Raw genomic sequence first — 25,522 nt, 5'->3', positions numbered from 1 at the left:
ACGGGGCGATCGCGTCGTCAGAGTGCGAGACCGAGAGCCAGGGCGATGACGCCGAGCAGCGGAATCACGCCCTGCTTCAACGCTGCTCCCGCTTTGTCCGGGCTCGACAGCAGCAGCACAAGGCTCGCGGCGACCATCGAGCCGGTGCCCGTGAACACCAGCGTCGCGCCGACCGTGTGCGCGCCCGCGGCGAAGAACACGGTTCCGAGCATGGTGATGACTGCGAGGAAGAGGTTGTAGAAGCTCTGATTGAAGGCGAGCTCCTTCTGCGTCTTGGCCTGCTCGACGGTGCCGGTGCCGAAGATCTTTCGCGCACGCGCGCTGGTCCACGCGATGGACTCCAGATAGAAGATGAAGACATGCACCAGCGCGGCAGCGGATGCCAATACGAGCCCTGCAACGATCATGATCGGAGTTCCTTTCCTGTGCCTCCGTGCGGGGCGACCACGTCGGCGCGGCCCCGTACCTGCTTCAACAGACGTTGCAGCGTGCCCAGCGTGCGAGCAGTACACGGCAGCGCGAGCGCTGCTTCGACCACAGCCGTCATGTTGCCGGCAGTGTTCTTCGGCTTCCATATGAGACCACTCACCGCGTCGGCATCGACGCGCAGCAGCTGGACGAGTCCGTCTCGCCCTCCGGCATGCAGCGCGTCGGCGCCGGGGACGACACGATCGTAGAAGACGATCATCTCCCGGTAGTGATCGTTGCCGGCTTCGACAGGCGGGAAGTCAGCGATGATCTGCTCGACACGGTCGAGGCTGCGGACCATCACCGCGTCGTCATAGGTCCCGCTCAACAGCTGCCTGACGTGCTGCGCCGTCGCGGCAGGATCTTCTGCGTCGAAGATCACTGTGCCGTTGGATTGAAACGATCTGGCCTGAGCTGCTCCCGCATCGGCGAAGGCGCTAAGAAGCGTGGCCCGGCCGGGGCTTCCCGCGTGCCCCAGGTTCATGTTGCGAAAGAACGCGACAGACTCCATCTGCACACGATAGTGGCAGCCCGCAGAGTTGCGTCACTCCGTGCCCCCACTGGGATTCGAACCCAGACTGAAGCGATTTTAAGTCGCCTGCCTCTGCCGTTGGGCTATAGGGGCGCAGGTCTCAGCCTACCCAGGCCCGAGACACGCAAAGGGCCCGCGCGACATCTCGCGCGGGCCCTGCAGGCGTTCGATCAGAGGGTCAGGCTCCCGCCGCGACCTTCTGCTTCTCAGCCGACGTCTTCTCAGCGTCCTTTGCGGGTGCGTCCTTCACGGCAGCGTCCTTGACCGGTGCCGCAGCGGCCGCCGGGCGCGGGCGTGCCGCGAACTCCTCGAACACCGCGCGCGGCTGCTGCACGGCTTCGAGGTTGACGATGTCGCGGCCGAGCCACAGGTTGTTCCACCAGCCCCACAGCACGCGCCACTTGCGCTCCCACGACGGCATCGCCAGTCCGTGGTATCCGCGGTGCGCGAGCCAGGCGACGAAGCCCTTCAGAGCGATCTTGCCCGACTGGAAGACACCGTTGTACAGGCCGAGACCGGCCACGGCGCCGAGGTTCTTGTGGAAGTACTCGCGGGTGCCTTCGCCGCGCAACACGGCCACCAGGTTCTTCGCGAGCACCTTCGCCTGACGCACGGCGTGCTGGGCGTTCGGCACGCAGTAGCCGCCGACCCCGCCACCCGAGAGGTCCGGCACAGCCGAAACGTCACCGGCGGCCCAGGCACCCTCGACGGGCTCCTCGGCGGTTCCGACGCGCAGGTCTGCACGGGTCTGGATACGGCCGCGCTCTTCGACAGGCAGGTCGCCGCCACGAACGACAGTGGGGTTGGCCATCACGCCGGCCGTCCAGACGATCAGGTCGGTCGGGATGACCTGGCCGGTCGAGAGCTCGACGTTGCCGTCGACAGCGCCGGTGACCTGAGTGTCGAGGTGCACGTTCGCGCCGCGCTTGGCGAGGTCCTTCAGCACCCACTCGCTGGTCTTCAGCGAGACCTCGGGCATGATCCGCCCCATCGCCTCGATGAGGTGGAAGTGGGTGTCCTCGAACGACAGCTGCGGGTACTTCGCGATCAGCGACGAGGCGAGCGAGCGCAGCTCGGCGAATGCCTCGATACCCGCGAAGCCACCACCGACGACGACAACGGTCAGCAGACGGTCGCGCTCGGGACCGGCCGGCACCGAGGCCGCCTTGTCGAAGTTCGACAGCAGGCGGTCGCGAACGGCGACGGCCTCTTCGATGGTCTTGAGCCCGATGGCGTTGTCTGCGATGCCCGGGATCGGGAACGTACGCGAGACGGCACCGGCGGTGACGACGATCTGGTCGTACGCGAACTCGTACGGCTCGCCGACCGGCGGCGTGATCGTGGCGACCTTGTTCGCGTGGTCGATGCCGGTGACCTTCGCGGTGATCACGTTGGTGCGCTTGAGGTGGCGACGGTGCGCGACGACAGCGTGGCGCGCCTCGATCGAACCGGCGGCGACCTCGGGCAGGAACGGCTGGTACGTCATGTACGGCAGCGGGTCGACCATCGTCACATCAGCTTCACCCTTGCGAAGGTGCTTCTCAAGCTTCCATGCGGTGTAGAAACCTGCGTAGCCTCCACCGACAATCAGAATGCGGGGTGCAGTGCTGTTCTGAGGCACAGGGGGACAACTCCTCGTCGTCAGGGGGTGGGAACGCGTCGACCGCGCTCCGTTCGGATGCGCCGGGCAGCTGCGGTGACGCCAAGCGCTATCAGGATACCAGGCACCGTGAGCGCCAGAAGCGGCAGGGTACCGTATCGCAGTGACTCCGCTGTCGGCAGCAACGGGGTGCCCGCCTCGGTGGGCGGCTCCGGCGGCGGCAACGGCGGGATGGTCACCGGTTCGGTCGTGTCCTGCGGATCCGGCCGATCCGGGGCATCCGCTCGTCGGTACACCCGAACCCACTCCTGCAGGTCTCCCATCGGGTTGCTCTCCACGCGCGGCACCGACGCGGTCACCGCGGCGTGAACGTCGAGCAGCCCGTAACCGTAGAGCGGGTCGGGGGTGCGCTGCATTTCGGGCACGGGAACCGCAGTCTTGACGATCCGGTTGATGACGTTGGCGGCATCCAGGTCAGGGTGCGCCGCGCGCACCAGCGCCACGGCGCCGGCCACGATCGGCGCGGCACCGCTGGTGCCGTTCCACCCGACGATCTCGCCGTCCGCCGTGTAGCCGATGAGCGACTCGCTCGGCGCCATCACACCGATGGTGATGCCCTGCGTGGATGCCCCCTGGCTGGCCACACCGGTCTGGTCGACGCCGCCGACGGTGAGCACGCCGGGGATCGTCGCCGGGGCACCGATGATCGTCGTGCCGCTGTCACGGTTGCCCGCTGCGGCGACCACGACGACGTCGTGCTCGTAGGCGTAGAGGAAGGCCTCATCCCAGCTCTTGTCCCAGTCGAGAGTGTTCGTGGTGAACGACAGGTTGATGACATCGGCACCGTTGTCGACCGCCCACTTGATGCCCTCGGCCACCTGGTCGCTGAACGGCACCGTGGCCGATGTGCCGGGAAACCCGAGAGACACCGACAGCAGATCGGCGCGCGGCGCAACACCGATCAAGCCCGTACCGTCGACGTTGCCCGGTGCCGCCGCGATCGAGCCGACCAGCGTGCCGTGGGCCCGGTTGACCACACCGACCGGTGTGCGTCCGTCGTTGGTACCGGCCCCAGACACGTCCGTACCGCCGATGACAGCGTCGCCGAAGATCCCCGCGGCCTCTCCAATACCGGTGTCGAGCACCGCGATGGTGACACCTTCGCCGCGCGTGACCTGCCACGCATCGCGGATCTTCGCACCATCGAGCCAGTACTCGGTGGCGCGCACCGGATCCGACGGGTCGTCGGGAATCGGCAGCGGAGCCGGAGTCTCTTCGGTCTCGGCGTCGTGCACCTGTGCGGCGGCCGACTCCCCCGGCACCGCGCCGAGGATCACGGAGCTCGTCATCACCGCGATCGCGGCGATGCCCGACAGCATCCGCCGTCTCGTCATTCCGAGGCGTCCCCTTCGGATGCCGGAGTGTCACCCGCATCGCGCAGAGCCGCGCCCGGCGCGGCGCATGCGCACCGCTCGGGCGACCAACTCGATCGCACCAGCGCTTCGTCACCGATCGGATTGAGACCGGGGCCGGCCGCAAGGGCGTGGCCCGCGAGCGCGTGCAGGCACTTTACACGGGTCGGCATGCCACCCGCCGAAATGCCGTCGATCTCGGGGACCTCGCCGAACTGGGCGCGGTCGGCCAGGTACGCCTCGTGTGCACGCTGGTACCCGGCGGCTACGTCGGCGTCCTCGTCGAGCATCTGCGCCAGCTCGGGCATCACCTGCGTCGCCTCAAGCGTCGACATGGCTGCGGTGGCCGCGGGATGGGTCAGGTAGTAGAAGGTCGGGAAGGGCGTTCCGTCGTGCAGGCGCGGCGCCGTCGCGACGACGGTCGGGTTTCCGCACACGCAGCGCGCGGCGATACCGACGACACCGCGTGCGGGGCGCCCCAACTGATCGGAGACCACGGCGATCTCGGCGGCGGTCGGTGGCTCAAACGGCGGTCTCGTCACTACTCCAGAGTACGGGAGAGCGCCTGTGTGCCGACTCAGCGCGGGCTGTGTTCCGACGGTGTCCGCCTCCGGCGGCATCACGGGTCAGCGCGCGGGCGTGCCGACGGCGGTCTGTGCCAGCCCGGCGGCGGTCATGCTGCGCAGCAAGTGTGGCATCCAGTCTGCTCCGCGCTGCTGCAGTTCCTCGCTGACTTCCTGCTGCGCGGGCGGCAGGTCAGCGGGGTCGAGATCGAAGTCGACGAGGTAGGGCACCTGACCGGGCCTGACGTAGTAGAGCCGTTCACGCGCCTGAGTGGTGATGTACACCGGATCATCCCAGCGCGCCTGCTCGCGCTCGAGCTCGGCGATCTGCTCCTCGGTCAGCTGCACCGAGTGCTCGAGGGCGGCGATCTTCTGGCGCTGGTCGAGGTACGTGCCGATGGTCGGCACGAGCACCCAGGTACCCAAGACCACGAGCGAGAGCATGATCGCTGCGAAGGCCGAGAGGCGGATGCCGCTGGCCCACTCCCGCACATCGACGGCGCGGTCGGCGAGGCGCGTGCGCGTGCGCGTTCTGCGGCTCGACGGGGCGGATGCCGGGGTGCGCGGTGCGTGCTGCGGGCGCGGCTCATCGCTGTGCGGAGACGATGAAGGGGGAGCTGGTCGTCGTGCCATGCTCCCCCTCCTTCGTAGCGTCTCAGTGCGGTATCAGCCGTTCAGCGTCCGCGTGTCTTGGCTCAGCGGCCGAAGCGCGGGAACGCCGATGCACCGGCGAACACCGCGGCGTCACCGAGGTCCTCTTCGATGCGCAGAAGCTGATTGTACTTCGCGACGCGCTCGCTGCGGGCGGGCGCACCGGTCTTGATCTGACCGGCGTTGGTCGCGACAGCGAGGTCGGCGATCGTGGTGTCTTCGGTCTCACCCGAACGGTGCGAGAGCATGGCCGTGTAACCGGAGCGCTGCGCCAGGCTGACCGCGTCGAACGTCTCGGTGAGCGTGCCGATCTGGTTGACCTTCACCAGCAGCGAGTTGCCGACGCCACGGGCGATGCCGTCGGCGAGGCGCTCGGGGTTGGTGACGAACAGGTCGTCTCCGACCAGCTGCACCTTGCTGCCGAGGGCATCCGTAAGCAGCTTCCAGTTGTCCCAGTCGTCCTCGGCCAGCGCGTCCTCGATCGTGACGATCGGGAAGTCGTTGACCAGGCCCTGGTAGTACTCGATCAGCTCGGGGCCGGTCCAGTCCTTGTTGTCGAGGCGGTACACGCCGTCGTTGAAGAACTCGGTCGCGGCGACGTCAAGACCCAGGGCGATGTCCTTGCCCGGAGTGAAGCCCGCCTTCTCGATCGCCTTGATCAGGAATTCCAGGCCCTCACGGTTGCTGGGCAGGTCGGGAGCGAAGCCGCCCTCGTCGCCGAGACCGGTGGCGTAGCCGGCGGCCTGCAGCTCGCTGCGCAGCACGTGGTAGGTCTCGACGCCCCAGCGCAGCGACTCCGAGTAGGTGTCGGCACCGATCGGGGCGAGGAAGAACTCCTGCATGTCGATGCCGTTGTCGGCGTGCTCGCCACCGTTGATGACGTTGAACAGCGGAACGGGCAGTACGTGCGCGTTCGGTCCGCCCAGGTAGCGGTACAGCGGCAGGTCGGCCGAATCGGCAGCGGCCTTGGCCACCGCGAGGCTGACGCCGAGGATGGCGTTGGCGCCCACGCGCTTCTTGTTGTCGGTGCCGTCGACCTCGTTGAGGATCTCGTCGACGATGCGCTGCTCGCTCGCCTCAACGCCCTCGATGGCGGGGCCGAGCTCGTCGAGCACTGCCTCGACGGCCTTCAGGACGCCCTTGCCGCCGTAGCGACCCTTGTCGCCGTCGCGCAGCTCGTATGCCTCGAAAGCGCCGGTGGATGCACCCGACGGGACGGCGGCGCGCTGCACGATTCCGTCATCAAGGAGCACCTCCACCTCGACGGTCGGGTTTCCGCGCGAGTCGAGAATCTCGCGTGCGCCTACTGCCTCGATGAGTGCCACAGATGTGCTCCTTTTCAGAGAGGAAAGGTGGTGTGGAGCGACGTCGATCCGTGGCCCAGTCTAACCCGGGGGCGCTCAGCCCGCCGGGGACGCATGACGCGGCGCCAGCGATGACACCAGAACCGCCCAGGACGGCCCGGGATCCGCGCCGGGTGGAAAGCGCTGGGCGATCTCGAGCGCGACCAGGCCGTGCGCGAACGCCCATGCGGCCCGCGCCCGCGGGTGATCCTGCACGCTCTCGCCGAACAGGTCGAGCAGCGCGCGCATCGCCCGCTCCTCCGCGCCGGGTTCGAGCTGGGTGCGGTCGAGCGGATGCTGGGTCATCAGACAGTACAGTTGCGGTGCCGCGAGCGCCTGGGCACGGTACACCTCGGCGAATCCCGCCAGCCCGTCAGCGCCCTCCAGTGCAACGCCGAGCCGCACGAAGCCGCGAGAGATGAGCGCGTGCACGATGGCGTCAAGGCCTCGGAAGTGCTTGTACAGGCTCGGCGGTTTGATATCGAGCGCACGGGCGAGTTCACCGATTCCGAAGCGGTCCGCCCCGACGTCTTCGAGCACCCGTTCGGCGACGTCGAGGATCTGCTCGCGGCGAGCGCTCATGCCTGGCACGCGCCGGGCGTCGGCGTGCCGGCGACCGATCGAATGTACCCGTCGCGGTCTCGCAGTCCGTACCCGACGGCACGGTCGACGGCGATGTGTGCCAACCAGGCGAGCCCCATGCCAACGACCACGGCTCCTCCCGGCGCACCTCCGACCACGGGAAGCGTGATCAATGAGCCCCCCGCGATGAGCAGCACCGGAAAGCGTGCGAGGTGCAGCATGTTGTACCCCACCACCCGGTCAGGGCGCAGCGCACCCGAACGGGTCGGGTCGAAGGCGCCGATGAGAGCGACGTCGGGCAGCAGCGCGAAGACGATCACCGGACCACCGACGATCCAGCCGTAGTCGACCGATGAGATCACGGACAGCGTGATCGCGGCGGCGGCGAGAATTCCCCAGAGGATGCGAATGACCATGCGGCTAATGGTATTAGCCGCATGGTCATTCGTCAATCGTCTCGCTCAGACGACGACGGCGAGTGCGACCCCGTCCCATCCCTTCAGACCGACGGTCTGCAGGGCCGTGGCATCGAAGCGTGGGTCATCTGCCAGCATCCGCAGTCCCGCGCGGGTGCCGACCACCATCGGATCGGTGCTCGACGCGTCGGCGACATCGCCGTTGCGACCGATGTTGTCCACGATCACGACGGTGCCCGGATGCCCGAGCTTCGCGGCCCAGTCGAGATAGATGGTGTTCGATTCCTTGTCGGCGTCGATGAACACCAGGTCGAAGCCGCCGACGAGCGTCGGCAACACGTCGGCGGCGCGTCCGATGCGGATGTCGACGCGGTCACCGACCCCGGCCGCGTCGATGCTCGCTCGCGCCACAGCAGCGTTGTCGGCCTCTGCCTCGATCGTGGTCACCCGTCCGCGCTCCCCCACGGCGCGCGCCATCCAGATGGTCGAGTAGCCGCCGAGTGTTCCGATCTCGAGCACCCGTTCGGCGCCGCTGATGCGTACCAGGAGGTTCAGGAGCTTGCCGGCCACGGGCGCGACCTCGATCTCGGGCATCCCCGCGCCCCGCTGTGCGGCGAGCGCCGCCTCGAGCGCGGGATCGTGCCCGACGAGCGTCTCGGCGAGGTAGTGGTCGACGTCGTGCCAGTTCTGCGGTGTGGATTCGGCCATGCCCTCAGCCAACCTGGCGCGCCGCGCGCGGTCAAGACTCTGCGCTGTGTGGGAAATCCCAGACCGTCCGTGCGATCGGCGGCGCGCCGCGCCGCGACACACCGATCGGATGCCGGATGGTCTGGGATTTCCGACGGGATCAGGCCACCGACGGGATCAGGCCACCGGCGGAGCGGGTGGCGCGATCGGCGGGGCGACGGATGCCCGGGGCTTGGGCTCTGCCAGGTTCGGCTGCTGACGGAACTGGCCGGTCAGCAGCAACACGACGATCACCACGCCACCGACGATCCACCCCGAGGCGCCGAGCGCCATCGACAGCGCCGGGTCGGTCACGGCGCCGGCCGCGAGGAAGACGATCGGCAGGCCGGCCGCCGCGTTGAGCGCACCGTGCGCGAACACGGCCGGCCACATCGACGTGCTGCGCAGCCGCAGCCACCCCAGCAGGACGCCCCAGACGATGCAACCTGCCGTCATCAGCAACACCCCGGTGATGTCGGTGCGGCCGAAGTTGTAGCCGAGCAGAATGACCGGCGCGTGCCACACACCCCAGATCACGCCGCTGATCAGCAGTGCGGGCCAGGTGCCGTAACGGCGCAGTGCGGGCACCAGGAATCCCCGCCACCCCACCTCTTCTCCGAAGGCCATCACGGCGTTGATGGTCGCCGCCGCGAACGGGATCGAGGCCAGCTGCACGGCAACCAGCACCCACGCGGGCGGCAGCGGCGTTCCCGCGGGCACCGACGACTCGAGCGTCTGAGCGAATCCGGAGAGCCCGATGAAGTCGGCCGAGAGCCACCCGAGCGCGACCGACAGCAGCATCGCCGCCACGACGACGGCGACCGTGCCGAACAGGCCGATCACCATCATCCACACGACCCGCTTCGCGGGGCGCAACGGCCACATTCCGAGAAACCGCAGCCGCTCGCCCTTCGGAATCGGATGCATCGTGAACATCACGATCAGCAGTGCAAGAGCCGGCGTGAACATCATCAGGGGCAGCAGTACGCCGGTCAGGGGCGAGGCGAGGCCGTCACCCAGCCACAGCGGCAACGCCACCAACCAGGCCAGGCCGCAGGCCAGCAGAACGAAGGCAAGGATCGGGCCGAGCCCGATAGTCACCTTCTGACGAGTCGTGGACTGTTGTACAGCATCCATTGTTCTCCTCCGGTTTCACGCCTGCGCCGACCGGGCACGGTCGAGATATGCCTGCAGTGTCGCGGCGCCGACCTCGGCGCCGTCCACGGTCACCACCAGGGTGCGCTTGCCGCGCCGCTGCACCTCGATCGCCGGTCCGGTTCGAAGCACGATACCGTTTCGGCCATCCGTGCTGAGCCGCCACCCCCAGCCGCCGAACTCGGCGAAGGGGTGGCACTGCACGGCCCGCACCGAGATGATCTGCTCAAGCGGCACGTCGATGCGCGGGAATCCGAGGAACGAGCGCACCCGAAGGCCCTCGGCACCGGCCCGCACTCGGAACGACGACATGGCGCCGACGGCGACGCCGATGAGCACGATCACCAACAGCGGGATCCACACGATCTCCGGCGCCTGCACGGCTGTCACCGCAGCGATGCCGACCAGCGCGGCGACGCCGACACCCAACGCGATCATCCCCGCACGCGCCATCGACGCGGTCGCCAACCAGACGATCCGCTCCCCCGCCGAGATCGACGCGAGGTGGGCAGGCTGCAGCGCCACCGCCGGTGTCGGATGCACGTCCGGTTGCAGCACCCAACCGGCGGCGGTGAGCACGAGCAGCGCGCTGAACCCGCCGATCACGGTCGGCAGGATCGATCCCGCCTGCGTCGCGTCGTCGAGTCCGCGCTGCAGCCAGACCGAGCCGGTGGTGAGAACGGCGCTGAAGCCCGACATTCCCAGAGCAACAGCACCGAGCAGACGCGCGCTGCCGCCCCACTGCCCCCGCGCCACGCTGAGCACGGTGATCACCATCAGCACCGGCACGCCCAATCCGAGACCGAACGACAGCCACAGGTACGTCACCGGCGCACCGAAGCCGTCCACGCCGCCCGGCCCCCAGTGGGTCGCCGCCGGATCGGGCACGTCGGGCAACCACGCGAGCACAAGCCCGGCCGCGATCGCCGTGAGCATGACAGGCAGCACGAGTCCGACGACGACGAGGGCGCGGCGCGCGCGCCGCAGTTCGTCGTGCCGCACGTCCGTGACGGACAGTTCGGGGGCATCGCTGCTGCGGGAACGGTCGTTCATCGGTTCGTCTCCTTGATGAGGGCGGCGAGGGTGGTGGGCGTGACGCCGAGCTCGACGGCACGGCGCACGAGGGCGGTGATGTCGTCGGCAAGCGCGGCGAGAGGGGCGGCGGATGCTGAGATGACTGCGCCCCGGCCACGACGCAGATCGACAAGACCCTCGTCACGCAGTTCTTGGTAGGCACGCAGCACGGTGTGGACGTTGACGTCGGTGGCGTCGGCCAACTCGCGCGCCGCCGGCAGACGATCGCCGGGGCGCAGTCGCCCTGCGAGCACGTCACCCCGCACCGACGCCGCGATCTGCTCGAACAGCGGCCGTGGACTCTCGGGGTCGATCCGGATCAACATGAGCACCTCCAACACGCTTATTCTAGTTCAAATAGAACAGTTGTCGATAGTATCCAGCCGATCGCGGCCACCAGAGTCTCCCCCGGCAGACTGACCGCATGCGCATGACCCCTCGTCGCCTCGCCCTCGGCATGAGCCTGTGGGCTCCGAACCTCTTCAGCGGCATCCGCGTGCGTCGGTTCTCGGATGACTGGACGCACGCCACCGTCGAACTGCACGTCAACGTGTTCACCCGCAACTACGTCAAGACGGCCTTCGGCGGATCGATGTCGGCCATGACCGACCCATACTTCTTCATGCTCGTGATGCACCAGCTCGGTCGCGATTACGTGGTCTGGGACACCCGCGGCGAGATCGAGTTCGTCAAGCCCGGACGCGGCGTGCTGACAGCCCACTTCCACGTGTCAACTGAGCAGGTGCAGCGTCTGCGCGAGCGCGCGCACGGCGGGACGAAGGTGCTCGAGTGGTTCGAGACCGAGATCACCGACGCAACCGGCGACACCGTGGCACGCGTGCGGCGCGAGGTGTACGTGCGCGAGAAGAAGCGCGTCACCGACGCCCGCGGCGCGTAGGTCACCGCCCGTTCACCAGACGGTGGGACCATGATCGGATGCCCCTCGCTCGCCGCCTGAACCTCGCCGACGCCATCGCCATCGGACTTGGCTCGATGATCGGTGCCGGCGTGTTCGCCGTCTGGGCACCCGCCCTCGGCGCGGCAGGCTCCGGCATCCTGATCGCCCTCGCGATCGCCGCGCTCGTCGCCTTCGCCAACGCGACTTCGTCGGCACAGCTCGCCGCGGTGCACCCGGTCGCCGGCGGCACCTACGCCTATGCGCGCGCCGAGATCGGCCCCTGGTCGGGGTTCATCGCCGGCTGGTGCTTCGTGATCGGCAAGATCGCCAGCAGCGCAGCGATGGCGATGACCTTCGCCGCCTACGCGGCCCCCGAGGAGTGGCGTGTACCGGTGGCCGTTCTCGCGGTCGCCGCGCTGGTGACCGTGAACTGCTTCGGCATCACCCGCACCGCCCTGCTGACCCGCATCCTGGTGGTGATCACGCTGCTCGGGCTCGCTGTCGTCACTGCCGCCGGCGCCACCGCCGCCGCCCCGGGCGCGACCCCTGACGCATTGCCCGACGCCACCCTGTACGGCATCCTGCAGGGCGCCGGTCTGCTCTTCTTCGCCTTCGCCGGCTACGCCCGTATCGCCACCATGGGCGAGGAGGTCACCGACCCGGCCCGCACGATCCCACGCGCCATCGTGTTCGCCCTCTCGGGCGCGGTCGTCGTCTACGTGGTGATCGGGATCACCGTCGTGTCGACTCTCGGAGCCGACGCGATCGGCAGCGTGCACCCGCTCGCCGACGTCGTCGCCGCCGCGGGCTGGGCAGGCGCAGAACCCATCGTGCGCGTCGCAGCCGCGACGGCATCGCTCGGGGCTCTGCTAGCGCTGCTGACCGGCATCGGACGCACCACCCTTGCGATGGCGCGCGAACATGACCTGCCGCGATTCCTCGCGCACGTCGCCCCGCGGTGGCACGTCCCGCGCCGAGCTGAGATCGCGATCGGCCTCGCGGTCATCGGCATCGTGCTGGTCGCCGATCTGCGCGGAGCGATCGGCTTCTCATCCTTCGGAGTCCTGCTCTACTACCTGATCGCGAACGCCGCGGCGTTCCGCCAGCACGGCGCTGCGCGCCACTACCCGCGGTTCCTGCAGGTGATCGGCGCGCTCGGATGCCTCGTGCTGGTCAGCACCCTGCCGGTGCTCGCTTCGCTGGCCGGGACGGCCGTGGTGCTGCTGGGCATCGGATATCGGATCCTACGGCTGCGCGTGACGCGTCGCTAGGCGCATCCCCGGGCATCTGCTGAACCGACCGAATCTCGTCAGAGACGAGCCCGGTAGCTGCTGGGCGGCATGCCGAGCACCCTGCGGAAGTCTGCGGTCAGATGCGCGTGGTCGGCATACCCGAGGTCCGCGGCGAGTGTGCTCAGATCACTGTCGGGGTCATCACGCAATCGCTGGGCTGCCTCCTGCAGGCGTCGGCGACGGATCATCGCCAGCGGCGGAAGCCCCACATAGCGATGCGTCATCCGCTGCAGCGTGCGCAACGACACCGCCAAGTGAGCAGCGGCCTGCTTGGCCGAGCGCACGGTGGCGTCCGTCATCAGCAGATCGGCCATGTGATTGGCGTGGCGATCAGCATCCGTGATCGTGCCCTTCTGCTGCACCAGCCAGCGCGAGACGATCTCGACGACGCGCGATAGCCGATCGGGCTGTGCCATCGCGTACGCGACCTGTTCGACCAATTCGGGTGCCTGCAGCACAATCGCGGAGTCGCGCAACGATGCCGGGTCGGCGGTGAGTCCCGCCACACCCGCCGGACGCAGAAGTGCCCCGACCGCCCAGCCGCGACCGCTGAGCTCGCGATACGTCGCCGAGGTCGTCGGTCCAGTCAACTGCGCACCTTCGGGCGAGATCACCAGGTTCAGCGCGGGGTACGCGACAACGTCCTGCCGCGAGATCTGCCCCTCTGGCAGATCCCACTCGGGCACCCAGAACCAGGCGATCAACTCGGCGGCTGCCGGCTCGGGCGGCAGACGGTGGAACTGCGGCATCCGGTCGGGGAACAGCACGCCACGTCTCGCGTCGATCACAGCATCGACGTTAGACGCGGCAACCGACATCCTGTCGCGAATCTCCAAGCGCGGCGCCCGACCGTGCTCCTAGCGTCGGCATATGACCAATCAGACAACCGGACTGACCGGCACGCACACGACCAACGGCCGCCCCAACGGATCGACCTCGCTCACTCCTTTCCTGGCACTTCCGGGCGCCGCGGACGCGATCGTCTTCTACCGCGACGTCTTCGGCGCACGCGTCGTCGACGTGACCGAGCTCGGCGGCGTCGTCGTGCATGCCGAACTCGATTTCAGCATGGGGATGCTGCAACTCGGCGAGCCCTCCCCCGACTATCACCTCGTCGCACCGCCGCAGGGCGATGACGACTGCTATTCGATGGGGCTGTACGTTCCCGACGTGGATGCCGTCGTCGCGCGTGCCGTCGAGGCCGGAGCGACCGTGCGCGAGGCGCCATCCGACTTCGTCTCGGGTGACAGGTTCGCCAGCATCCGCGATCCGTTCGGGGTGCGGTGGTCGGTGATGAGCCGCGTCGAAGACCTCTCCGAGGAGGAGTCCGCGGCGCGCGTGGCCGAATGGGCGGCGCAGCAGGCCTGAACGCCCGGCACCGACCGCCGTAGTCAGGACAGCGGTTTGACCTCGACCGCGCCGACCACGTCTCCGGCCCGCACCGTGGCGAAGCCGGTGTATCCGTCGGCCGTCGCGCGCTCCAACAGCGCCTTCATGTTCTTCGGACGGCGCTCCAGACGCACCCGTGCCGCACCACCGTCGCGCAGCAGCGCCGCCTTGTGCGCCAGCAGCTCACCCACCGGAACATCGGCATCGTGCACCAGCACAACTGCCTGTGCGGCCTCGGCCTCGACCTCGGCGACCAGATCGACAATGCGCTCGAACCCGATCGAGAAGCCGACGGCGGGCACCTGCTGGCCGAGGAACCGGCCGATCATGCCGTCATAGCGACCGCCACCGCCGAGCGAGTAGTCGACCGACGGGTGGGCGAGTTCGAAGATCGTGCCCGTGTAGTACCCCATGCCCCGCACGAGGAAGGGGTCGTAGACCAGCGGCGGCTCGCCGGCATCCGGACGCGCGGCACTGACCGCCTCGCCGAGTGAGACCAGGTGCGCGACGATCTCGTCGGGGGCCCCTTCCGGAAGTGCCTTGCGGATCTGCCGCTCGCCGTACGGGTTGTACTCCATGGTCTGCGGACGCGTCAGGAACGCTTCGAACGCGTCGACCGCCGCGGCGGTGACCCCGCGATCGCGCAGCTCGGCGGCGACACCCGTGGGTCCGATCTTGTCGAGCTTGTCGATCGTGATCAGCACACCGGGGCGCTCATCCTCGCTGAAACCGAACGAATCCAGCATCCAGTCCAGCGCGCGCCGGTCGTTCACGCGCACGATGCCGCCTTCGAGGCCCAGAGCGTCGATCGTGTCGATCGACGCGACGATGAGCTCGGCCTCGGCGCGAGCGGTCTCATCGCCCATGATGTCGATGTCGCACTGCACGAACTGGCGGTAGCGGCCCTTCTGCGGGCGCTCGGCGCGCCACACCGGCCCGATCTGGATCGAGCGGAAGACGCCGGGCAGCTGACCGCGATTGGTCGCGTAGAAGCGCGCCAGCGGCACCGTCAGGTCGTAGCGCAACCCGAGATCGCTGAGCGCCGCCGGGTCATCGGCCGCGGCGCGGATGCCCTCGGCATCGAGCCCACGGCGCAGGATGCTGTACGAGAGCTTCTCGTTGTCGCCGCCGATTCCGGCATGCAGACGCGCATGCTCCTCGACCACCGGCGTCTCGATCTCGTCGAAGCCGTGCGCACGATAGCGCTCGCGGATGACGGCGAGCACACGCTCGCGACGGGCCTTGTCAGCGGGGAGGAAATCGCGCATTCCGCGCGGCGGGTTCACAGTTGCCACGGGTCTATCTTTCCAGGTCTGCGGCCGAGCGCGTCAGCCGCCCGACTCAGCGGCGCGCACGTCGTTCTCGAGAACACGCAGGCGCTCGCGCAGGGCACGCTCGGCGTCCCATCCGTTCGCGCGGGCGTGGGCGACCAGCGACAGCAGCGCGTCGCCGAGCTCGATCTCGGATGCTGGCAGCGGCGCCGGCTCGTCGCGGGGGTGTTTCGTCTCGGTCGCTGCGTTCGCTCGCTCAACGACCGGGTGAACGCGCCCGAGCACCTTCTGTGCTCGCGCCAGCACAGGCATCCCTGCGGGAATCCCGTCGAGCACGCTGCGACGCGCGTGCTTCTCGGCGGCCTTCGCCGCGTTCCAGTGCACCAGCACCTCTTCAGGCGTCTCCGCGATGGCATCCGAGAAGACGTGCGGATGCCGGCGCACCATCTTCTCGGTGAGGCCGCGCGCGACGTCGTCGATATCGAAAGCGCCGTCGTGCGCGGCGATGGCCGCGTGGAACAGCACCTGCCAGAGCAGATCCCCGAGCTCTTCGCGCAAGTCTGCGCCGTCGCCGGTCTCGACCGCCTCGATGACCTCGTGCGACTCCTCGACGAGGTACGGCACGAGGTCGCGGTGCGTGATCTGCTGAGACCACACGCACCGCTCGCGCACCTGCCGCATCGTCTCGGCGGCAGCGCGCAGCGGGTCCGAACGATGCGACGGGTCGGTCATGGGTATCTCCTCAGTCGAGAATGGCGACCGTGGCGCGACGGTAATGGCGCGCGCGCCACGAGACGATGAAGCCCGACAGCACCAGTGCGATCAGCGAACCGCCGAGCACGCCGAGGATCGCCTCGTCGCGCACGAGCTCGTCGCCGGCGAACGCGAGGTTAGCCAGCAGCAGCGACACGGTGAAGCCGATACCGCCCAGCGCACCGGCGGCGAGCAGATCGGGCAGCTCCAGTGCGGGCGGCGTGCCCTTGGGGCGGATGCGCATGGCGATCCATCCGAACAGGCCGATGCCGATGATCTTGCCCACGGGCAGCGCCACCAGAATGCCCCAGAATGCGGGCGAGAGCTGGCTGGGTGCCACCTGCGGGATCACCACGAACGCCGCGACGAACGCGAACAGCGGCAGGATGACCCCGTTCACCGTCGGTTCGAGACCGTGCCGCACCTGCTCGGCCGGTGCCGGCGACATGACCAGCCCCAGCAGCACACCCGCGATCGTCGCGTGGATGCCCGACGAGGCGACCAGTCCCCACGTAGCGACGGCGATGACGCCCATGACCACGGCGATGCCCGACGAGCCGTTCTTGGCCACGATGCGGCTGAGCACGCCGAACCCGATCACGCCGACGGCGGCGAGCCCCAGCTGCATCCAGTTGACGTCGTGCGCGAACAGCACCGCGATGAAGACGATGCCGATGATGTCGTCGAGGATCGCCAGTGCAAGAAGGAAGACGCGCACCGACGTGGGCAGCCCCTTGCCGAACATCGCGAGTACGCCGAGCGCAAAGGCGATATCGGTGGCCGTCGGAATGGGCCAGCCGCCCGCCGTCGCGGGCTCTGCCCCGGCGATCAGCAGGTAGACGGCGATCGGCACGAGCACGCCACCGGTCGCGGCGATCGCCGGCTGCACAGCCTTGCGGGGCGAGTCGAGCTCACCGTGGGTGAGTTCGTAGCGCAGCTCGATGGCGACGACGAAGAAGAACACCGCCAGCAGTCCGTCCGACACCCAGTGGGCGATCGACAGGTCGAGTGCCGTACCCGGGATCGCGATGTGCGCGTCAAGGACGGCACCGATCGCATCGTGCGTGGGCAGGTTCGCCAGCAGCAGTCCGAGCCCGGCGGCGATCAGCAGGAGCGCCGCGGGAAACTGCTGTCCGCGGAGGGGATTGTCTGAAATGCGCATCGCGTCCATCGTAGGCGGCGTGTGTCACGTGGCGCGGGCGACATCCACGACGGGGATACTCTCGAAGAATGTCCCCCGAGCCTACGAACACCGAAGCCATCCGCGTCATCACCCGCTTCGAGGCATCGAACGGCATCCCCGAGGCGATGCGCGCCGACGTGCGCATGCTGGGCGGGCTGCTGGGTCAGGTGCTGCGCGAATCCGGCACTCCCGGACTGTACGAGGACGTCGAGCGCCTGCGCCTGGCGACGATCCAGGCCGCGGATGCCGACAGCACCGACGCCTTCGAACGCGCCGCATCCATCGCCGACGCGTTCACGATCGAACGCGCCGATGAGGTCGCCCGCGCCTTCACCTGCTACTTCCACCTGGTGAACCTCGCCGAGGAGCACCAGCGCGTCCGCGTGCTGCGGGAACGCGCCGGACAGCCCGGTCGCGAGGACGTCGCCGACACCGTCGCCACCGCCTACGCCCGGCTGCGTGCAGAGATCGGAGAGGATGCCGCCCGCGAGCGCCTCGCCGACCTGCGCTTCCACCCCGTCTTCACCGCGCACCCGACCGAGGCTCGTCGCCGGGCGGTATCGGGCAGCATCCGCCGCCTCTCCGACCTGCTCGGGCAGCACGATCTGGCCAGCCCCGGCGGCTCCGAACAGCGCCGCGCCGTGCGTCGGATGCTGGAAGAGATCGACACCCTGTGGCGCACCGCGCCCCTGCGGGCTGAGAAGCCCACCCCCAGCGACGAGGTGCGCACCGTGATGGGCGTCTTCGACGAGACGCTGTTCACCACCGTCCCTCACGTGTACCGCCGGATCGACGACGCTCTGCGCGGCGAGGGCTCCGGATCGAGCGCCCCCGTGGTGCCCGCGTTCGTGCGGATCGGTTCGTGGGTCGGCGGCGACCGCGACGGGAACCCGTTCGTGACCGCTTCGGTCACCCGTGAGGCGGCCGAGATCGCCTCGGAGCACGTGCTGCGCGGCCTGGAGCGCGCGATCGAGCGCATCGGCCGCACCCTGACGCTCGATGCCGAGAGCACGCCGCCGACCACCGAGGTGACCGCACTCTGGGATGCCTTCGCACGAGACCACGCCGACGCGGCGGCCGAGATCGCCAAGCGCTCGCCCGGTGAACCGCACCGCCGTGCCATGTTCGCGGTCGTTCACCGCGTACACGCCACCCGAGTCGAGACCGAGAGCGCCTACGCCGCGCCCGAAGAGCTGCTGGCCGATCTGCGTGCCGTGCAGAGCTCGCTCGCAGCATCCGGAGCCCGCCGACACGCCTTCGGAGGCCTGCAGCACCTGATCTGGCAGGTCGAGACCTACGGCTTCCACCTCACCGAGCTCGAGGTGCGCCAGCACTCGCAGGTACACGCCGAGGCGCTCGCTGAGCTCGACGCCGGGGCTGAGCTGAGCGAGCGCACGCAGGAGGTGCTCGAGGTCTTCCGCGCGATCGCCGACATCCAGCGCCGCCACGGGCTGCGCGCCGCGGGCCGCTACGTCGTCTCGTTCACCCGTTCGGCCGACGACCTCGCCGCCGTGCACCGGCTCGCCCACTACGCTCTCGGCGACCAGGCTCCCGTGCTCGACGTCGTTCCGCTGTTCGAGACCTTCGCCGACCTGCAGGCGGCGCCCGGCATCATGGCCGAGGTCGTGCAGCAGCCCGCGTTCCGCGCGCGACTGGACGAGACCGGCAACCGACTCGAAGTCATGCTGGGCTACTCGGACTCCTCCAAGGACGTCGGTCCGGTCGCCGCGAACCTCGCACTGTACGAAGCGCAGCGCGACATCGCGCAGTGGGCCGTGGAATCGGGCATCCGACTCACCCTCTTCCACGGTCGCGGCGGCGCCCTCGGGCGCGGCGGCGGACCGGCGAACTCGGCGATCCTCGCCCAGCCGCCGCACTCCGTCGACGGCCGCTTCAAGCTCACCGAGCAGGGCGAGGTGATCTTCGCCCGCTACGGCGAGCCGGCCATCGCCATGCGACACATCGACCAGGTCGCCGCGGCGACGCTGCTGGCGTCATCGCCCAGCGTCGAGCAGCGCACCAGCGGCGCCGCCGAACGGTTCGCCGGCATCGCCAAGGTGATGGACGTCGCCTCGCGCGAGCGCTTCTTCTCACTGGTGGGCGCCGACGGCTTTGCCCCGTGGTTCGCCACCGTCACCCCGATGGAAGAGATCGGTCTGCTCGCCCTCGGCTCCCGCCCGGCCCGCCGCGGCCTGTCGGTCGAGTCGCTCGAAGACCTGCGGGCGATCCCGTGGGTGTTCGCCTGGACGCAGGCGCGCATCAACCTGGCCGGCTGGTTCGGACTCGGAACGGCGCTGCAGGCAGTCGGCGACGAGCAGGCGCTGGTCGAGGCCTACCGCGAATGGCCGTTGCTGCGCACCATGATCGACAACGTCGCCATGAGCCTCGCCAAGACCGACGAACGCATCGCCGCCGAGTACCTGTCGCTCGGCGACCGTGACGACCTCGCCGGCATCGTGCTCGACGAACTGCGACTGACACGGGAGTGGGTGGTCCGTCTGACCGGTGGCGAGCAGCTGCTGGCCGACAAGCCGATCCTGCAGCGCGCCGTCCAGCTGCGCACGCCCTACGTCGACGCCCTCTCGTTGCTGCAGCTGCGCGCGCTGCGCGCCCTGCGCGCCGATGCAGATGCCCCCGCCGCCGACCCGGAGCTGCAGCGCCTGCTGCTGCTCTCGGTCAGCGGAGTCGCCGCCGGTCTGCAGAACACCGGCTGACAGCATCCGCCGCGTCTTGTCGTCGGTACCAGCGGATCTCGCGCGTTAGAGTGAGACCTCTGCCTGATCCGGCGACGCATCACGCGACACGATCGCATACATCACATCCCCCGTCAGAAAGCTCCCCCGCGTGACCGATACCACTGCCGATTTCCACCCGCTCAACGTTGCCGCTCAGCCCGTCTTCGACGCCGTGCTGCACGTCAACCCCAACGAGCCGGAGTTCCACCAGGCAGTGCACGAGGTGCTGCACTCCATCGGCCCGGTGCTCGAGCGCCGTCCCGAGTACTTGGACAAGGGTGTGCTCGACCGCATGGTCGAGCCCGAGCGGCAGATCATCTTCCGAGTGCCGTGGATGGACGACTCGGGCAAGCTGCAGGTGAACCGCGGCTACCGCGTGCAGTACTCCTCGGTGCTCGGCCCCTACAAGGGCGGCCTGCGCTTCCACCCGTCGGTGAACATCTCGATCATCAAGTTCCTCGGATTCGAGCAGATCTTCAAGAACGCGCTGACCGGTCAGGGCATCGGCGGCGGCAAGGGCGGCTCGAACTTCGACCCGCACGGCAAGAGCGACGCCGAGGTCATGCGCTTCTGCCAGTCGTTCATGAACGAGCTGTTCCGCCACATCGGCGAGCACACCGATGTGCCCGCGGGCGACATCGGCGTCGGTGGCCGCGAGATCGGATACATGTACGGCATGTATCGCAAGATCACCAACCGCGCCGAGACCGGAATCCTCACCGGCAAGGGCATCGGTTGGGGCGGCGCGCAGGTGCGCACCGAGGCGACCGGTTACGGCGCCGTGTTCTTCGTGCAAGAGATGCTCGCGGTGCACGGCGAGAGCCTTGAGGGCAAGCGCGTCGCCGTCTCGGGCTCCGGCAACGTCGCGATCTACGCGATCGAGAAGGCCACGCAGCTCGGGGCCCGTGCGGTGACGGCATCCGACTCGTCGGGTTACATCGTCGACGACGCGGGAATCGATCTGGGGCTGCTGCGCCAGATCAAGGAGGTCGAGCGCGGTCGCATCATCGAGTACGCCAAGCGTCGCCCCGGCACCCGCTTCGTGGAACGCGGAAACGTCTGGGAGACCCCGGTCGACATCGCGATCCCGGCCGCCACGCAGAACGAGCTGAACCTCGAGTCGGCGCAGATGCTCATCGCCAACGGCGTGCGCGCCGTCGCCGAGGGAGCCAACATGCCGTGCACGCCTGAGGCCGTCGGCGCCTTCCAGGATTCCGATGTGCTGTTCGCCCCGGGCAAGGCCGCGAATGCCGGTGGCGTTGCGACGTCGGCGCTGGAGATGAGCCAGAACGCCTCGCGTCAGCGCTGGAACTTCGCCGACAGCGAGCAGAAGCTGCGCGACATCATGGCCGATATCCACGATGCGTCGTTCCGCGCCGCCGAGCGCTACGGCACGCCCGGCGACTACGTCGCGGGCGCCAACATCGCGGGCTTCGAGCGCGTCGCCGACGCGATGCTCGCCCAGGGCGTGATCTAACCCCCACTCCCCCGTCTATCTGTCACAAAGCCCTGGAACTCCGGCCGAGTTCCGGGGCTTTGTGACAAACAGACGGATGCTGGAGAGCGGATGCCGGAGGGCGGATGCCGCGGTCAGAGCCTGTGGTCGTCGGCGTGGCGGGCCAGTGACGTGCCGTAGCGCTCAGTGAGCTGCACCATGAGGTCAGGGGTGTCGCGGTCAACGCCGAACACGTGCCCGGGAAAGTCGAGCTCTGGCATCGCCGCGGCGATCTCATCGGCCTGGTCGGGTGAGAACAACCGCACGGGGTCGCCAACGGCCACCCATCCGATCGGAACGACGGTTCCCTCGGGCAGCACGGCCCGGCGCTGCACGATCGCATTGACCCGGATCTCGCAACGTGCCCCCACGATCGCCCCGTTGAACACCCGCGCACCCGAGGCGAAGAACACCTCTTCACCGACGGTCGCGCCGGCGATACTGGCCAGGGTGCCCACCAACGTGTGATCCCCGATATGCACGGCATTGGCGGCCGTGGCACGAATCAGCGCATTCTCCATCACGATCACGTACTCGCCCAGTGTGATGGGCCCGCCTTCCGCCGTGATCACGGCGCCGTGCAGCACCTGGCAGTTCGGTCCGATCTCGACATCGCCCGAGATCACAGCGGTCGGCGCCACGACGGCGGTGTCGTGGATGCGGGGCCGAGCCCCGAGGTGCTCGTACATCATGCGGCCAGACTAGCGCTCCGCGGGCGGTGTTCCGACGCCAGGATGTCGGAAATCCCAGACGAACCCTGACTGGCTCGGTGTGTCTTGGGTGGACACGCCTGTAGCGCGTGGGCCGTCTGGGATTTCCGACGTGGCTCAGCGGGCGCGCAGCACCGCCGGCAGCACGATGTGCGCCTCGGGGATCATGCCCGGGGTGACGCGCTTGCGGAAGATCCAGTAGCTCCAGGCCTGGTAGAGCAGAATGACCGGCAGAGCGACGACGGCGACCACCGTCATCACTCCCAGGGTGTACGAGCCGTTGGCGGCGTTCCAGACCGTGAGGTCGAACGCCGAGTCGACGGTCGACGGCAGCACCAGCGGGAACATGCCCGCGAAGATCGCACCGGCGCCGAACAGACCGAACCCGGCGTAGCCGACGAAGGCGTAGCCCTCGTTGCGCTTGCGGGCGGCCACCCAGCCGAGCACCGCCGAGACGACGGCGAGCGCGATGAATACCCAGGCGAGGATGCTGCCACCGTGCGCGATCTGCACCCAGATCGCCCAGAGCGCGGCCGGTACCAGGCACAGCGGCGCCCAGCGAGCAGCGAACCGGCCGGCCCTCTCGCGCACGGGCCCGTCGGCCTTGAGACCGAGGAAGGTGGCGGCGTGGGCCAGTGAGAAGCCGACCACGGCGAGTCCGCCGAGCACGGCGGTCGGGGTGAGCCAGACGAACGGTCCGCCCACGCGGTCGCCGTTGCCGTCGATCGGCAGTCCAATGGAGGTCAGCGCGAGCGCCGCACCGATGCAGAACGCGACGATGAGCGAACCGAGGCCGATCATCCAGGTCCAGAACGTGCGCCAGCCTTCGGTGTGGATCTTGCCGCGGTACTCGATACCGACCGCTCGCACGATCAGGCCCACCAAGGCGATGGTCAACGGTACGTACAGCGTCGAGAACAACGAGGCGTACCAGGCCGGGAACGCGGCGAACATCGCCGCACCGGCGGTGATCAGCCACACCTCGTTGCCGTCCCAGACCGGGCCGATGGTGTTGAGCATGACCCGACGGTCACGCTCGGAGCGCGTGGAGAAGCTCATGTGCATGCCGACACCGAGGTCGAAGCCTTCGAGCAGCAGGTAGCCGATCCATAGAACGGCGATGGCGATGAACCAGACGACGGGAAGCGGTTCCATTTCGATGTTCCTCTCGAGTCAGCCGGTCAGTACGCGAACGCGAGCACGTCGTCTCGCTTCTCGTCGCCGTCGGGGTCGTCACCGTGGCCGTCACCGGCCGCGAGCTCGGGCATGGAGGCCGCGACACCGCCGCGGATGTATTTGACCATCAGGTATCCCTCAATCACGAGCATGATGCCGTACACGAGCGTCAGGGTGATGACCGAGAACAGCATCTCGCCCGCTGTGACTCCGGGAGAGACGGCCGCCGCGGTGAACATGAACACGCCGTCAACGCCGGTCGGGTCGGGGTTGGGCGCCACGACGAAGGGCTGGCGTCCGAGCTCGGTGAAGATCCAGCCCGCGATGTTCGCGGCGAACGGGGCGACGATGCCGAGCAGCGCCAGGCGCATGATCCAGGGAGAGCGGGGCACGGTGCCGCGGCGGGTGAGCCAGAGGGCGACGACGCCGCCCAGCGCGACGATGCCACCGAGTCCGATCATGAGGCGGAAGCCCCAGTAGGTCACCCACATCACGGGCACGTAGTTGACTTCGGCTCCCGCGTGGATGCCGTAGAGCTCGTCGTCGGGGATGGTCGCGCCGTACTGGTCGACGTACGTGGGTTCGAGGTCGCTGATGCCGGGCATGTCGGCACCCCATTCACCGGTGCCGAGGAAGCCGAGCACGCCGGGGATCTCGATGAGCGTGACGACGTCGGAGCAGTCGGTCGAGCCGGGGTCACCGAGCGACAGCACCGAGAACGACGAACCGGTGTGGCAGGCGGCCTCTGCGGCGGCCATCTTCATGGGCTGCTGTTCGTACATGAGCTTGCCCTGGATGTCGCCGGTCACGACGGTGCCGAGAAAGCCGGCGATCGCGACGATGGCACCGACGCGCAGCGACCAGATCCATACGCCGTGGTCGGTGCGGTCACGCCCGGGGACGCCCTGGGCCTCGCCGACGACGACGTTGCCGGCGTCATCGACCGTGTCGATGCCGTCGTGGCGACGACGCCACAGGTGGTACCACGAGATGCCGAGCAAGAACATGCCTGCCACGACCAGGGCCCCCAGGATGGTGTGCGTGTACGCGGCGAGGGCGGTGTTGTTGGTAAGCACTGCCCAGACGTCGGTCATGACCGGGCGTCCGTCATCGCCGAGCTCCACGCCGACGGGGTGCTGCATCCAGGAGTTGGCGACGATGATGAAGAAGGCCGAGATCCACGAGCCGATCACGGCGCACCACAGTGCTGCGAGGTGGAGCCCCTTCCGCAGGCGGCCCCAGCCGAAGATCCAGATGCCGAGGAAGGTCGACTCGACGAAGAACGCCAGCAGACCCTCCATGGCCAGCGGTGCACCGAAGACGTCGCCGACGAAGCGGGAGTACTCGCTCCACGCCATGCCGAACTGGAACTCCTGGACGAGTCCTGTCGCGACGCCAACGATGAAGTTGATCAGGTAGACCTTGCCCCAGAACTTGGTCATACGCAGGAACTTCTCATCGCCCGTGCGGACCCACCGGGTCTGCATGATCGCCACCATGAGGCCCAGCCCAAGCGTGAGCGGGACCATCAGGAAGTGATAGACGGTTGTGATTCCGAACTGCCATCTTGCGATGTCGAGCACGTCCACGCGGTGTCTCCTTCTGGATGCGGAATGCGATCGGCTCTACCGACCTCTTGAATTCTACGACACGTAGAACTATTTCGACGAAGCATAGAACAAATTCGACAGCAGGTAGAATCAAAGTCACCCATACGTCGCGAAAGGGAAGGAGGACGACATGGGAACGCTGGGAGAACTGGAGCGGGCCGTCATGGATGCCCTCTGGGACGCGAACGGGGCGCAAAGCGCCTATGACGTGCAGCACACCCTCGAGGAGCGCGGTCGCACGCTCGCCGCAACGACCCTTCTGACCGTGCTGTCACGCCTCGAGAAGAAGGGGTTCGTGGCATCCGACCGCTCCGCCCGCCCGCACCGTTACACCGCGCTCGCCTCGCGCGCCGACCACGTCGCTGAGCTCATGCACTCGGTACTGGGAGACGCCCGCGATCGCACGGCCGTGCTGGAGCGCTTCGTCGGCGGCGTGTCGACCGAGGATGCCGCGGTACTGCGCCAACTACTCGGACGCGCGAGCTGAG

26 protein-coding genes and 1 tRNA gene are annotated in these 25,522 nt (G+C 68.4%); 6 read left to right on the top strand and 21 right to left on the bottom strand.

The window, feature by feature from the left end:
• Window positions 1-17 precede the first annotated feature (17 nt).
• The 14 genes from JF543_RS06265 to JF543_RS06200 all read right to left on the bottom strand — a co-directional run bounded on the left by JF543_RS06265 (window position 18) and on the right by JF543_RS06200 (window position 10,848).
• A complete protein-coding gene (locus JF543_RS06265; protein WP_206823279.1) occupies window positions 18-407 on the bottom strand; it encodes a DUF1304 domain-containing protein in 390 nt (129 codons plus the stop codon).
• Entirely contained in the window at window positions 404-979 is a 576-nt protein-coding gene (locus JF543_RS06260; protein ID WP_206550234.1) for a DUF1697 domain-containing protein, read from the bottom strand. Before JF543_RS06260 ends, JF543_RS06265 begins: the two co-directional genes overlap by 4 nt.
• 41 nt (window positions 980-1,020) lie before the next feature.
• A tRNA-Leu gene (locus JF543_RS06255) sits at window positions 1,021-1,093 on the bottom strand.
• Window positions 1,094-1,178: 85 nt separating this feature from the next.
• Entirely contained in the window at window positions 1,179-2,621 is a 1,443-nt protein-coding gene (locus tag JF543_RS06250) for an NAD(P)/FAD-dependent oxidoreductase (protein WP_179411428.1), read from the bottom strand.
• A 20-nt stretch (window positions 2,622-2,641) separates the two neighbouring features.
• Window positions 2,642-3,994, bottom strand: a complete 1,353-nt coding sequence (locus JF543_RS06245) for a S8 family peptidase (protein ID WP_206550235.1) — start codon at window positions 3,992-3,994, stop codon at window positions 2,642-2,644.
• Window positions 3,991-4,554: a DUF501 domain-containing protein gene (locus tag JF543_RS06240; RefSeq protein ID WP_206823276.1), complete on the bottom strand. Its 564-nt coding sequence runs from the start codon at window positions 4,552-4,554 to the stop codon at window positions 3,991-3,993. The genes JF543_RS06245 and JF543_RS06240 overlap by 4 nt, the downstream gene beginning before the upstream one ends.
• Before the next feature lie 84 nt (window positions 4,555-4,638).
• A complete protein-coding gene (locus JF543_RS06235; protein WP_206823274.1) occupies window positions 4,639-5,208 on the bottom strand; it encodes an FtsB family cell division protein in 570 nt (189 codons plus the stop codon).
• Window positions 5,209-5,270: 62 nt separating this feature from the next.
• Window positions 5,271-6,551 carry a phosphopyruvate hydratase gene (gene eno, locus JF543_RS06230; protein WP_206823273.1) on the bottom strand — a complete coding sequence of 427 codons (1,281 nt, stop codon included), beginning with the start codon at window positions 6,549-6,551 and terminating at the stop codon, window positions 5,271-5,273.
• 75 nt (window positions 6,552-6,626) lie between these two features.
• A complete protein-coding gene (locus tag JF543_RS06225; RefSeq protein ID WP_206550239.1) occupies window positions 6,627-7,151 on the bottom strand; it encodes a TetR/AcrR family transcriptional regulator in 525 nt (174 codons plus the stop codon).
• Window positions 7,148-7,567 carry a DUF4260 family protein gene (locus JF543_RS06220; protein WP_206823272.1) on the bottom strand — a complete coding sequence of 140 codons (420 nt, stop codon included), beginning with the start codon at window positions 7,565-7,567 and terminating at the stop codon, window positions 7,148-7,150. The genes JF543_RS06225 and JF543_RS06220 overlap by 4 nt, the downstream gene beginning before the upstream one ends.
• 45 nt (window positions 7,568-7,612) lie before the next feature.
• On the bottom strand, window positions 7,613-8,275 hold the full coding sequence (locus tag JF543_RS06215) for an O-methyltransferase (RefSeq protein WP_206823271.1): 663 nt from the start codon (window positions 8,273-8,275) through the stop codon (window positions 7,613-7,615).
• A 156-nt stretch (window positions 8,276-8,431) separates the two neighbouring features.
• On the bottom strand, window positions 8,432-9,430 hold the full coding sequence (locus JF543_RS06210; RefSeq protein ID WP_206823268.1) for a CPBP family intramembrane glutamic endopeptidase: 999 nt from the start codon (window positions 9,428-9,430) through the stop codon (window positions 8,432-8,434).
• A 15-nt stretch (window positions 9,431-9,445) separates the two neighbouring features.
• Window positions 9,446-10,501 carry a DUF1648 domain-containing protein gene (locus JF543_RS06205; RefSeq protein WP_242519405.1) on the bottom strand — a complete coding sequence of 352 codons (1,056 nt, stop codon included), beginning with the start codon at window positions 10,499-10,501 and terminating at the stop codon, window positions 9,446-9,448.
• The gene (locus JF543_RS06200) at window positions 10,498-10,848 is read right to left on the bottom strand and encodes a GntR family transcriptional regulator (RefSeq protein WP_179411437.1); all 351 of its coding nucleotides are present in this window, start codon (window positions 10,846-10,848) and stop codon (window positions 10,498-10,500) included. Before JF543_RS06200 ends, JF543_RS06205 begins: the two co-directional genes overlap by 4 nt.
• 98 nt (window positions 10,849-10,946) lie before the next feature.
• Here JF543_RS06200 and JF543_RS06195 point away from each other — a divergent pair, with 98 nt between their 5' ends.
• Complete coding sequence (locus JF543_RS06195) at window positions 10,947-11,420, top strand: DUF4442 domain-containing protein (protein WP_206820828.1); 474 nt, start codon at window positions 10,947-10,949, stop codon at window positions 11,418-11,420.
• A gap of 38 nt (window positions 11,421-11,458) precedes the next feature.
• The gene (locus JF543_RS06190) at window positions 11,459-12,691 is read left to right on the top strand and encodes an APC family permease (RefSeq protein WP_206823267.1); all 1,233 of its coding nucleotides are present in this window, start codon (window positions 11,459-11,461) and stop codon (window positions 12,689-12,691) included.
• Between the two features lie 38 nt (window positions 12,692-12,729).
• Here the strand turns inward: JF543_RS06190 and JF543_RS06185 are convergent, their stop codons facing one another.
• Entirely contained in the window at window positions 12,730-13,500 is a 771-nt protein-coding gene (locus tag JF543_RS06185; protein WP_206820830.1) for a helix-turn-helix domain-containing protein, read from the bottom strand.
• 82 nt (window positions 13,501-13,582) lie between these two features.
• On the opposite strand from JF543_RS06185, the gene JF543_RS06180 reads away from it, so the two are divergent.
• Entirely contained in the window at window positions 13,583-14,080 is a 498-nt protein-coding gene (locus JF543_RS06180) for a VOC family protein (protein ID WP_179411441.1), read from the top strand.
• Between the two features lie 23 nt (window positions 14,081-14,103).
• Here the strand turns inward: JF543_RS06180 and JF543_RS06175 are convergent, their stop codons facing one another.
• Genes JF543_RS06175 through nhaA form a run of 3 tightly spaced genes read right to left on the bottom strand, consistent with a single transcriptional unit; the run spans window position 14,104 to window position 17,287 of the window.
• Complete coding sequence (locus JF543_RS06175; protein ID WP_242519591.1) at window positions 14,104-15,369, bottom strand: histidine--tRNA ligase; 1,266 nt, start codon at window positions 15,367-15,369, stop codon at window positions 14,104-14,106.
• Between the two features lie 60 nt (window positions 15,370-15,429).
• Window positions 15,430-16,104: a MazG family protein gene (locus JF543_RS06170; protein WP_206823260.1), complete on the bottom strand. Its 675-nt coding sequence runs from the start codon at window positions 16,102-16,104 to the stop codon at window positions 15,430-15,432.
• Between the two features lie 10 nt (window positions 16,105-16,114).
• Window positions 16,115-17,287 (bottom strand): Na+/H+ antiporter NhaA, encoded by a 1,173-nt coding sequence (nhaA, locus tag JF543_RS06165; protein WP_206820834.1) that lies wholly within the window; start codon window positions 17,285-17,287, stop codon window positions 16,115-16,117.
• A 68-nt stretch (window positions 17,288-17,355) separates the two neighbouring features.
• Between nhaA and JF543_RS06160 the strand changes: the two genes are divergently transcribed.
• Both JF543_RS06160 and gdhA read left to right on the top strand, forming a co-directional pair.
• On the top strand, window positions 17,356-20,022 hold the full coding sequence (locus JF543_RS06160; protein ID WP_206823258.1) for a phosphoenolpyruvate carboxylase: 2,667 nt from the start codon (window positions 17,356-17,358) through the stop codon (window positions 20,020-20,022).
• 130 nt (window positions 20,023-20,152) lie between these two features.
• On the top strand, window positions 20,153-21,520 hold the full coding sequence (gene gdhA, locus JF543_RS06155) for an NADP-specific glutamate dehydrogenase (RefSeq protein WP_179411446.1): 1,368 nt from the start codon (window positions 20,153-20,155) through the stop codon (window positions 21,518-21,520).
• Window positions 21,521-21,633: 113 nt separating this feature from the next.
• Here gdhA and JF543_RS06150 read toward each other — a convergent pair whose 3' ends face one another.
• The 3 genes from JF543_RS06150 to JF543_RS06140 form a co-directional block, all read right to left on the bottom strand.
• Window positions 21,634-22,230, bottom strand: coding sequence for a gamma carbonic anhydrase family protein (locus JF543_RS06150; protein ID WP_179411447.1), 597 nt, complete (start codon window positions 22,228-22,230; stop codon window positions 21,634-21,636).
• A 135-nt stretch (window positions 22,231-22,365) separates the two neighbouring features.
• Entirely contained in the window at window positions 22,366-23,403 is a 1,038-nt protein-coding gene (cydB, locus tag JF543_RS06145) for a cytochrome d ubiquinol oxidase subunit II (protein WP_179411449.1), read from the bottom strand.
• 26 nt (window positions 23,404-23,429) lie between these two features.
• On the bottom strand, window positions 23,430-25,013 hold the full coding sequence (locus JF543_RS06140) for a cytochrome ubiquinol oxidase subunit I (protein WP_206823256.1): 1,584 nt from the start codon (window positions 25,011-25,013) through the stop codon (window positions 23,430-23,432).
• A gap of 151 nt (window positions 25,014-25,164) precedes the next feature.
• Here JF543_RS06140 and JF543_RS06135 point away from each other — a divergent pair, with 151 nt between their 5' ends.
• A complete protein-coding gene (locus tag JF543_RS06135) occupies window positions 25,165-25,521 on the top strand; it encodes a BlaI/MecI/CopY family transcriptional regulator (RefSeq protein WP_179411451.1) in 357 nt (118 codons plus the stop codon).
• Window position 25,522: the final 1 nt, after the last annotated feature.

The organism is Microbacterium esteraromaticum, assembly GCF_017303215.1.
GTDB classification, from domain to species: Bacteria; Actinomycetota; Actinomycetes; order Actinomycetales; family Microbacteriaceae; genus Microbacterium; species Microbacterium esteraromaticum_C.
Note: the sequence above shows the minus strand (reverse complement) of the source record. Positions and strands in the feature narration are given on the sequence as shown.

Excerpts from the sequence above, each read along its gene's own strand:
- JF543_RS06265 (WP_206823279.1), bottom strand. The coding sequence starts at position 407 with ATGATCGTTGCAGGGCTCGTATTGGCATCCGCTGCCGCGCTGGTGCAT.
- JF543_RS06260 (WP_206550234.1), bottom strand. The coding sequence starts at position 979 with ATGGAGTCTGTCGCGTTCTTTCGCAACATGAACCTGGGGCACGCGGGA.
- JF543_RS06245 (WP_206550235.1), bottom strand. The coding sequence starts at position 3,994 with ATGACGAGACGGCGGATGCTGTCGGGCATCGCCGCGATCGCGGTGATG.
- JF543_RS06235 (WP_206823274.1), bottom strand. The coding sequence starts at position 5,208 with ATGGCACGACGACCAGCTCCCCCTTCATCGTCTCCGCACAGCGATGAG.
- JF543_RS06225 (WP_206550239.1), bottom strand. The coding sequence starts at position 7,151 with ATGAGCGCTCGCCGCGAGCAGATCCTCGACGTCGCCGAACGGGTGCTC.
- JF543_RS06220 (WP_206823272.1), bottom strand. The coding sequence starts at position 7,567 with ATGGTCATTCGCATCCTCTGGGGAATTCTCGCCGCCGCCGCGATCACG.
- JF543_RS06215 (WP_206823271.1), bottom strand. The coding sequence starts at position 8,275 with ATGGCCGAATCCACACCGCAGAACTGGCACGACGTCGACCACTACCTC.
- JF543_RS06210 (WP_206823268.1), bottom strand. The coding sequence starts at position 9,430 with ATGGATGCTGTACAACAGTCCACGACTCGTCAGAAGGTGACTATCGGG.
- JF543_RS06205 (WP_242519405.1), bottom strand. The coding sequence starts at position 10,501 with ATGAACGACCGTTCCCGCAGCAGCGATGCCCCCGAACTGTCCGTCACG.
- JF543_RS06200 (WP_179411437.1), bottom strand. The coding sequence starts at position 10,848 with ATGTTGATCCGGATCGACCCCGAGAGTCCACGGCCGCTGTTCGAGCAG.
- JF543_RS06195 (WP_206820828.1), top strand. The coding sequence starts at position 10,947 with ATGCGCATGACCCCTCGTCGCCTCGCCCTCGGCATGAGCCTGTGGGCT.
- JF543_RS06190 (WP_206823267.1), top strand. The coding sequence starts at position 11,459 with ATGCCCCTCGCTCGCCGCCTGAACCTCGCCGACGCCATCGCCATCGGA.
- JF543_RS06180 (WP_179411441.1), top strand. The coding sequence starts at position 13,583 with ATGACCAATCAGACAACCGGACTGACCGGCACGCACACGACCAACGGC.
- JF543_RS06175 (WP_242519591.1), bottom strand. The coding sequence starts at position 15,369 with ATGCGCGATTTCCTCCCCGCTGACAAGGCCCGTCGCGAGCGTGTGCTC.
- JF543_RS06170 (WP_206823260.1), bottom strand. The coding sequence starts at position 16,104 with ATGACCGACCCGTCGCATCGTTCGGACCCGCTGCGCGCTGCCGCCGAG.
- nhaA (WP_206820834.1), bottom strand. The coding sequence starts at position 17,287 with ATGCGCATTTCAGACAATCCCCTCCGCGGACAGCAGTTTCCCGCGGCG.
- JF543_RS06160 (WP_206823258.1), top strand. The coding sequence starts at position 17,356 with ATGTCCCCCGAGCCTACGAACACCGAAGCCATCCGCGTCATCACCCGC.
- JF543_RS06150 (WP_179411447.1), bottom strand. The coding sequence starts at position 22,230 with ATGATGTACGAGCACCTCGGGGCTCGGCCCCGCATCCACGACACCGCC.
- cydB (WP_179411449.1), bottom strand. The coding sequence starts at position 23,403 with ATGGAACCGCTTCCCGTCGTCTGGTTCATCGCCATCGCCGTTCTATGG.
- JF543_RS06135 (WP_179411451.1), top strand. The coding sequence starts at position 25,165 with ATGGGAACGCTGGGAGAACTGGAGCGGGCCGTCATGGATGCCCTCTGG.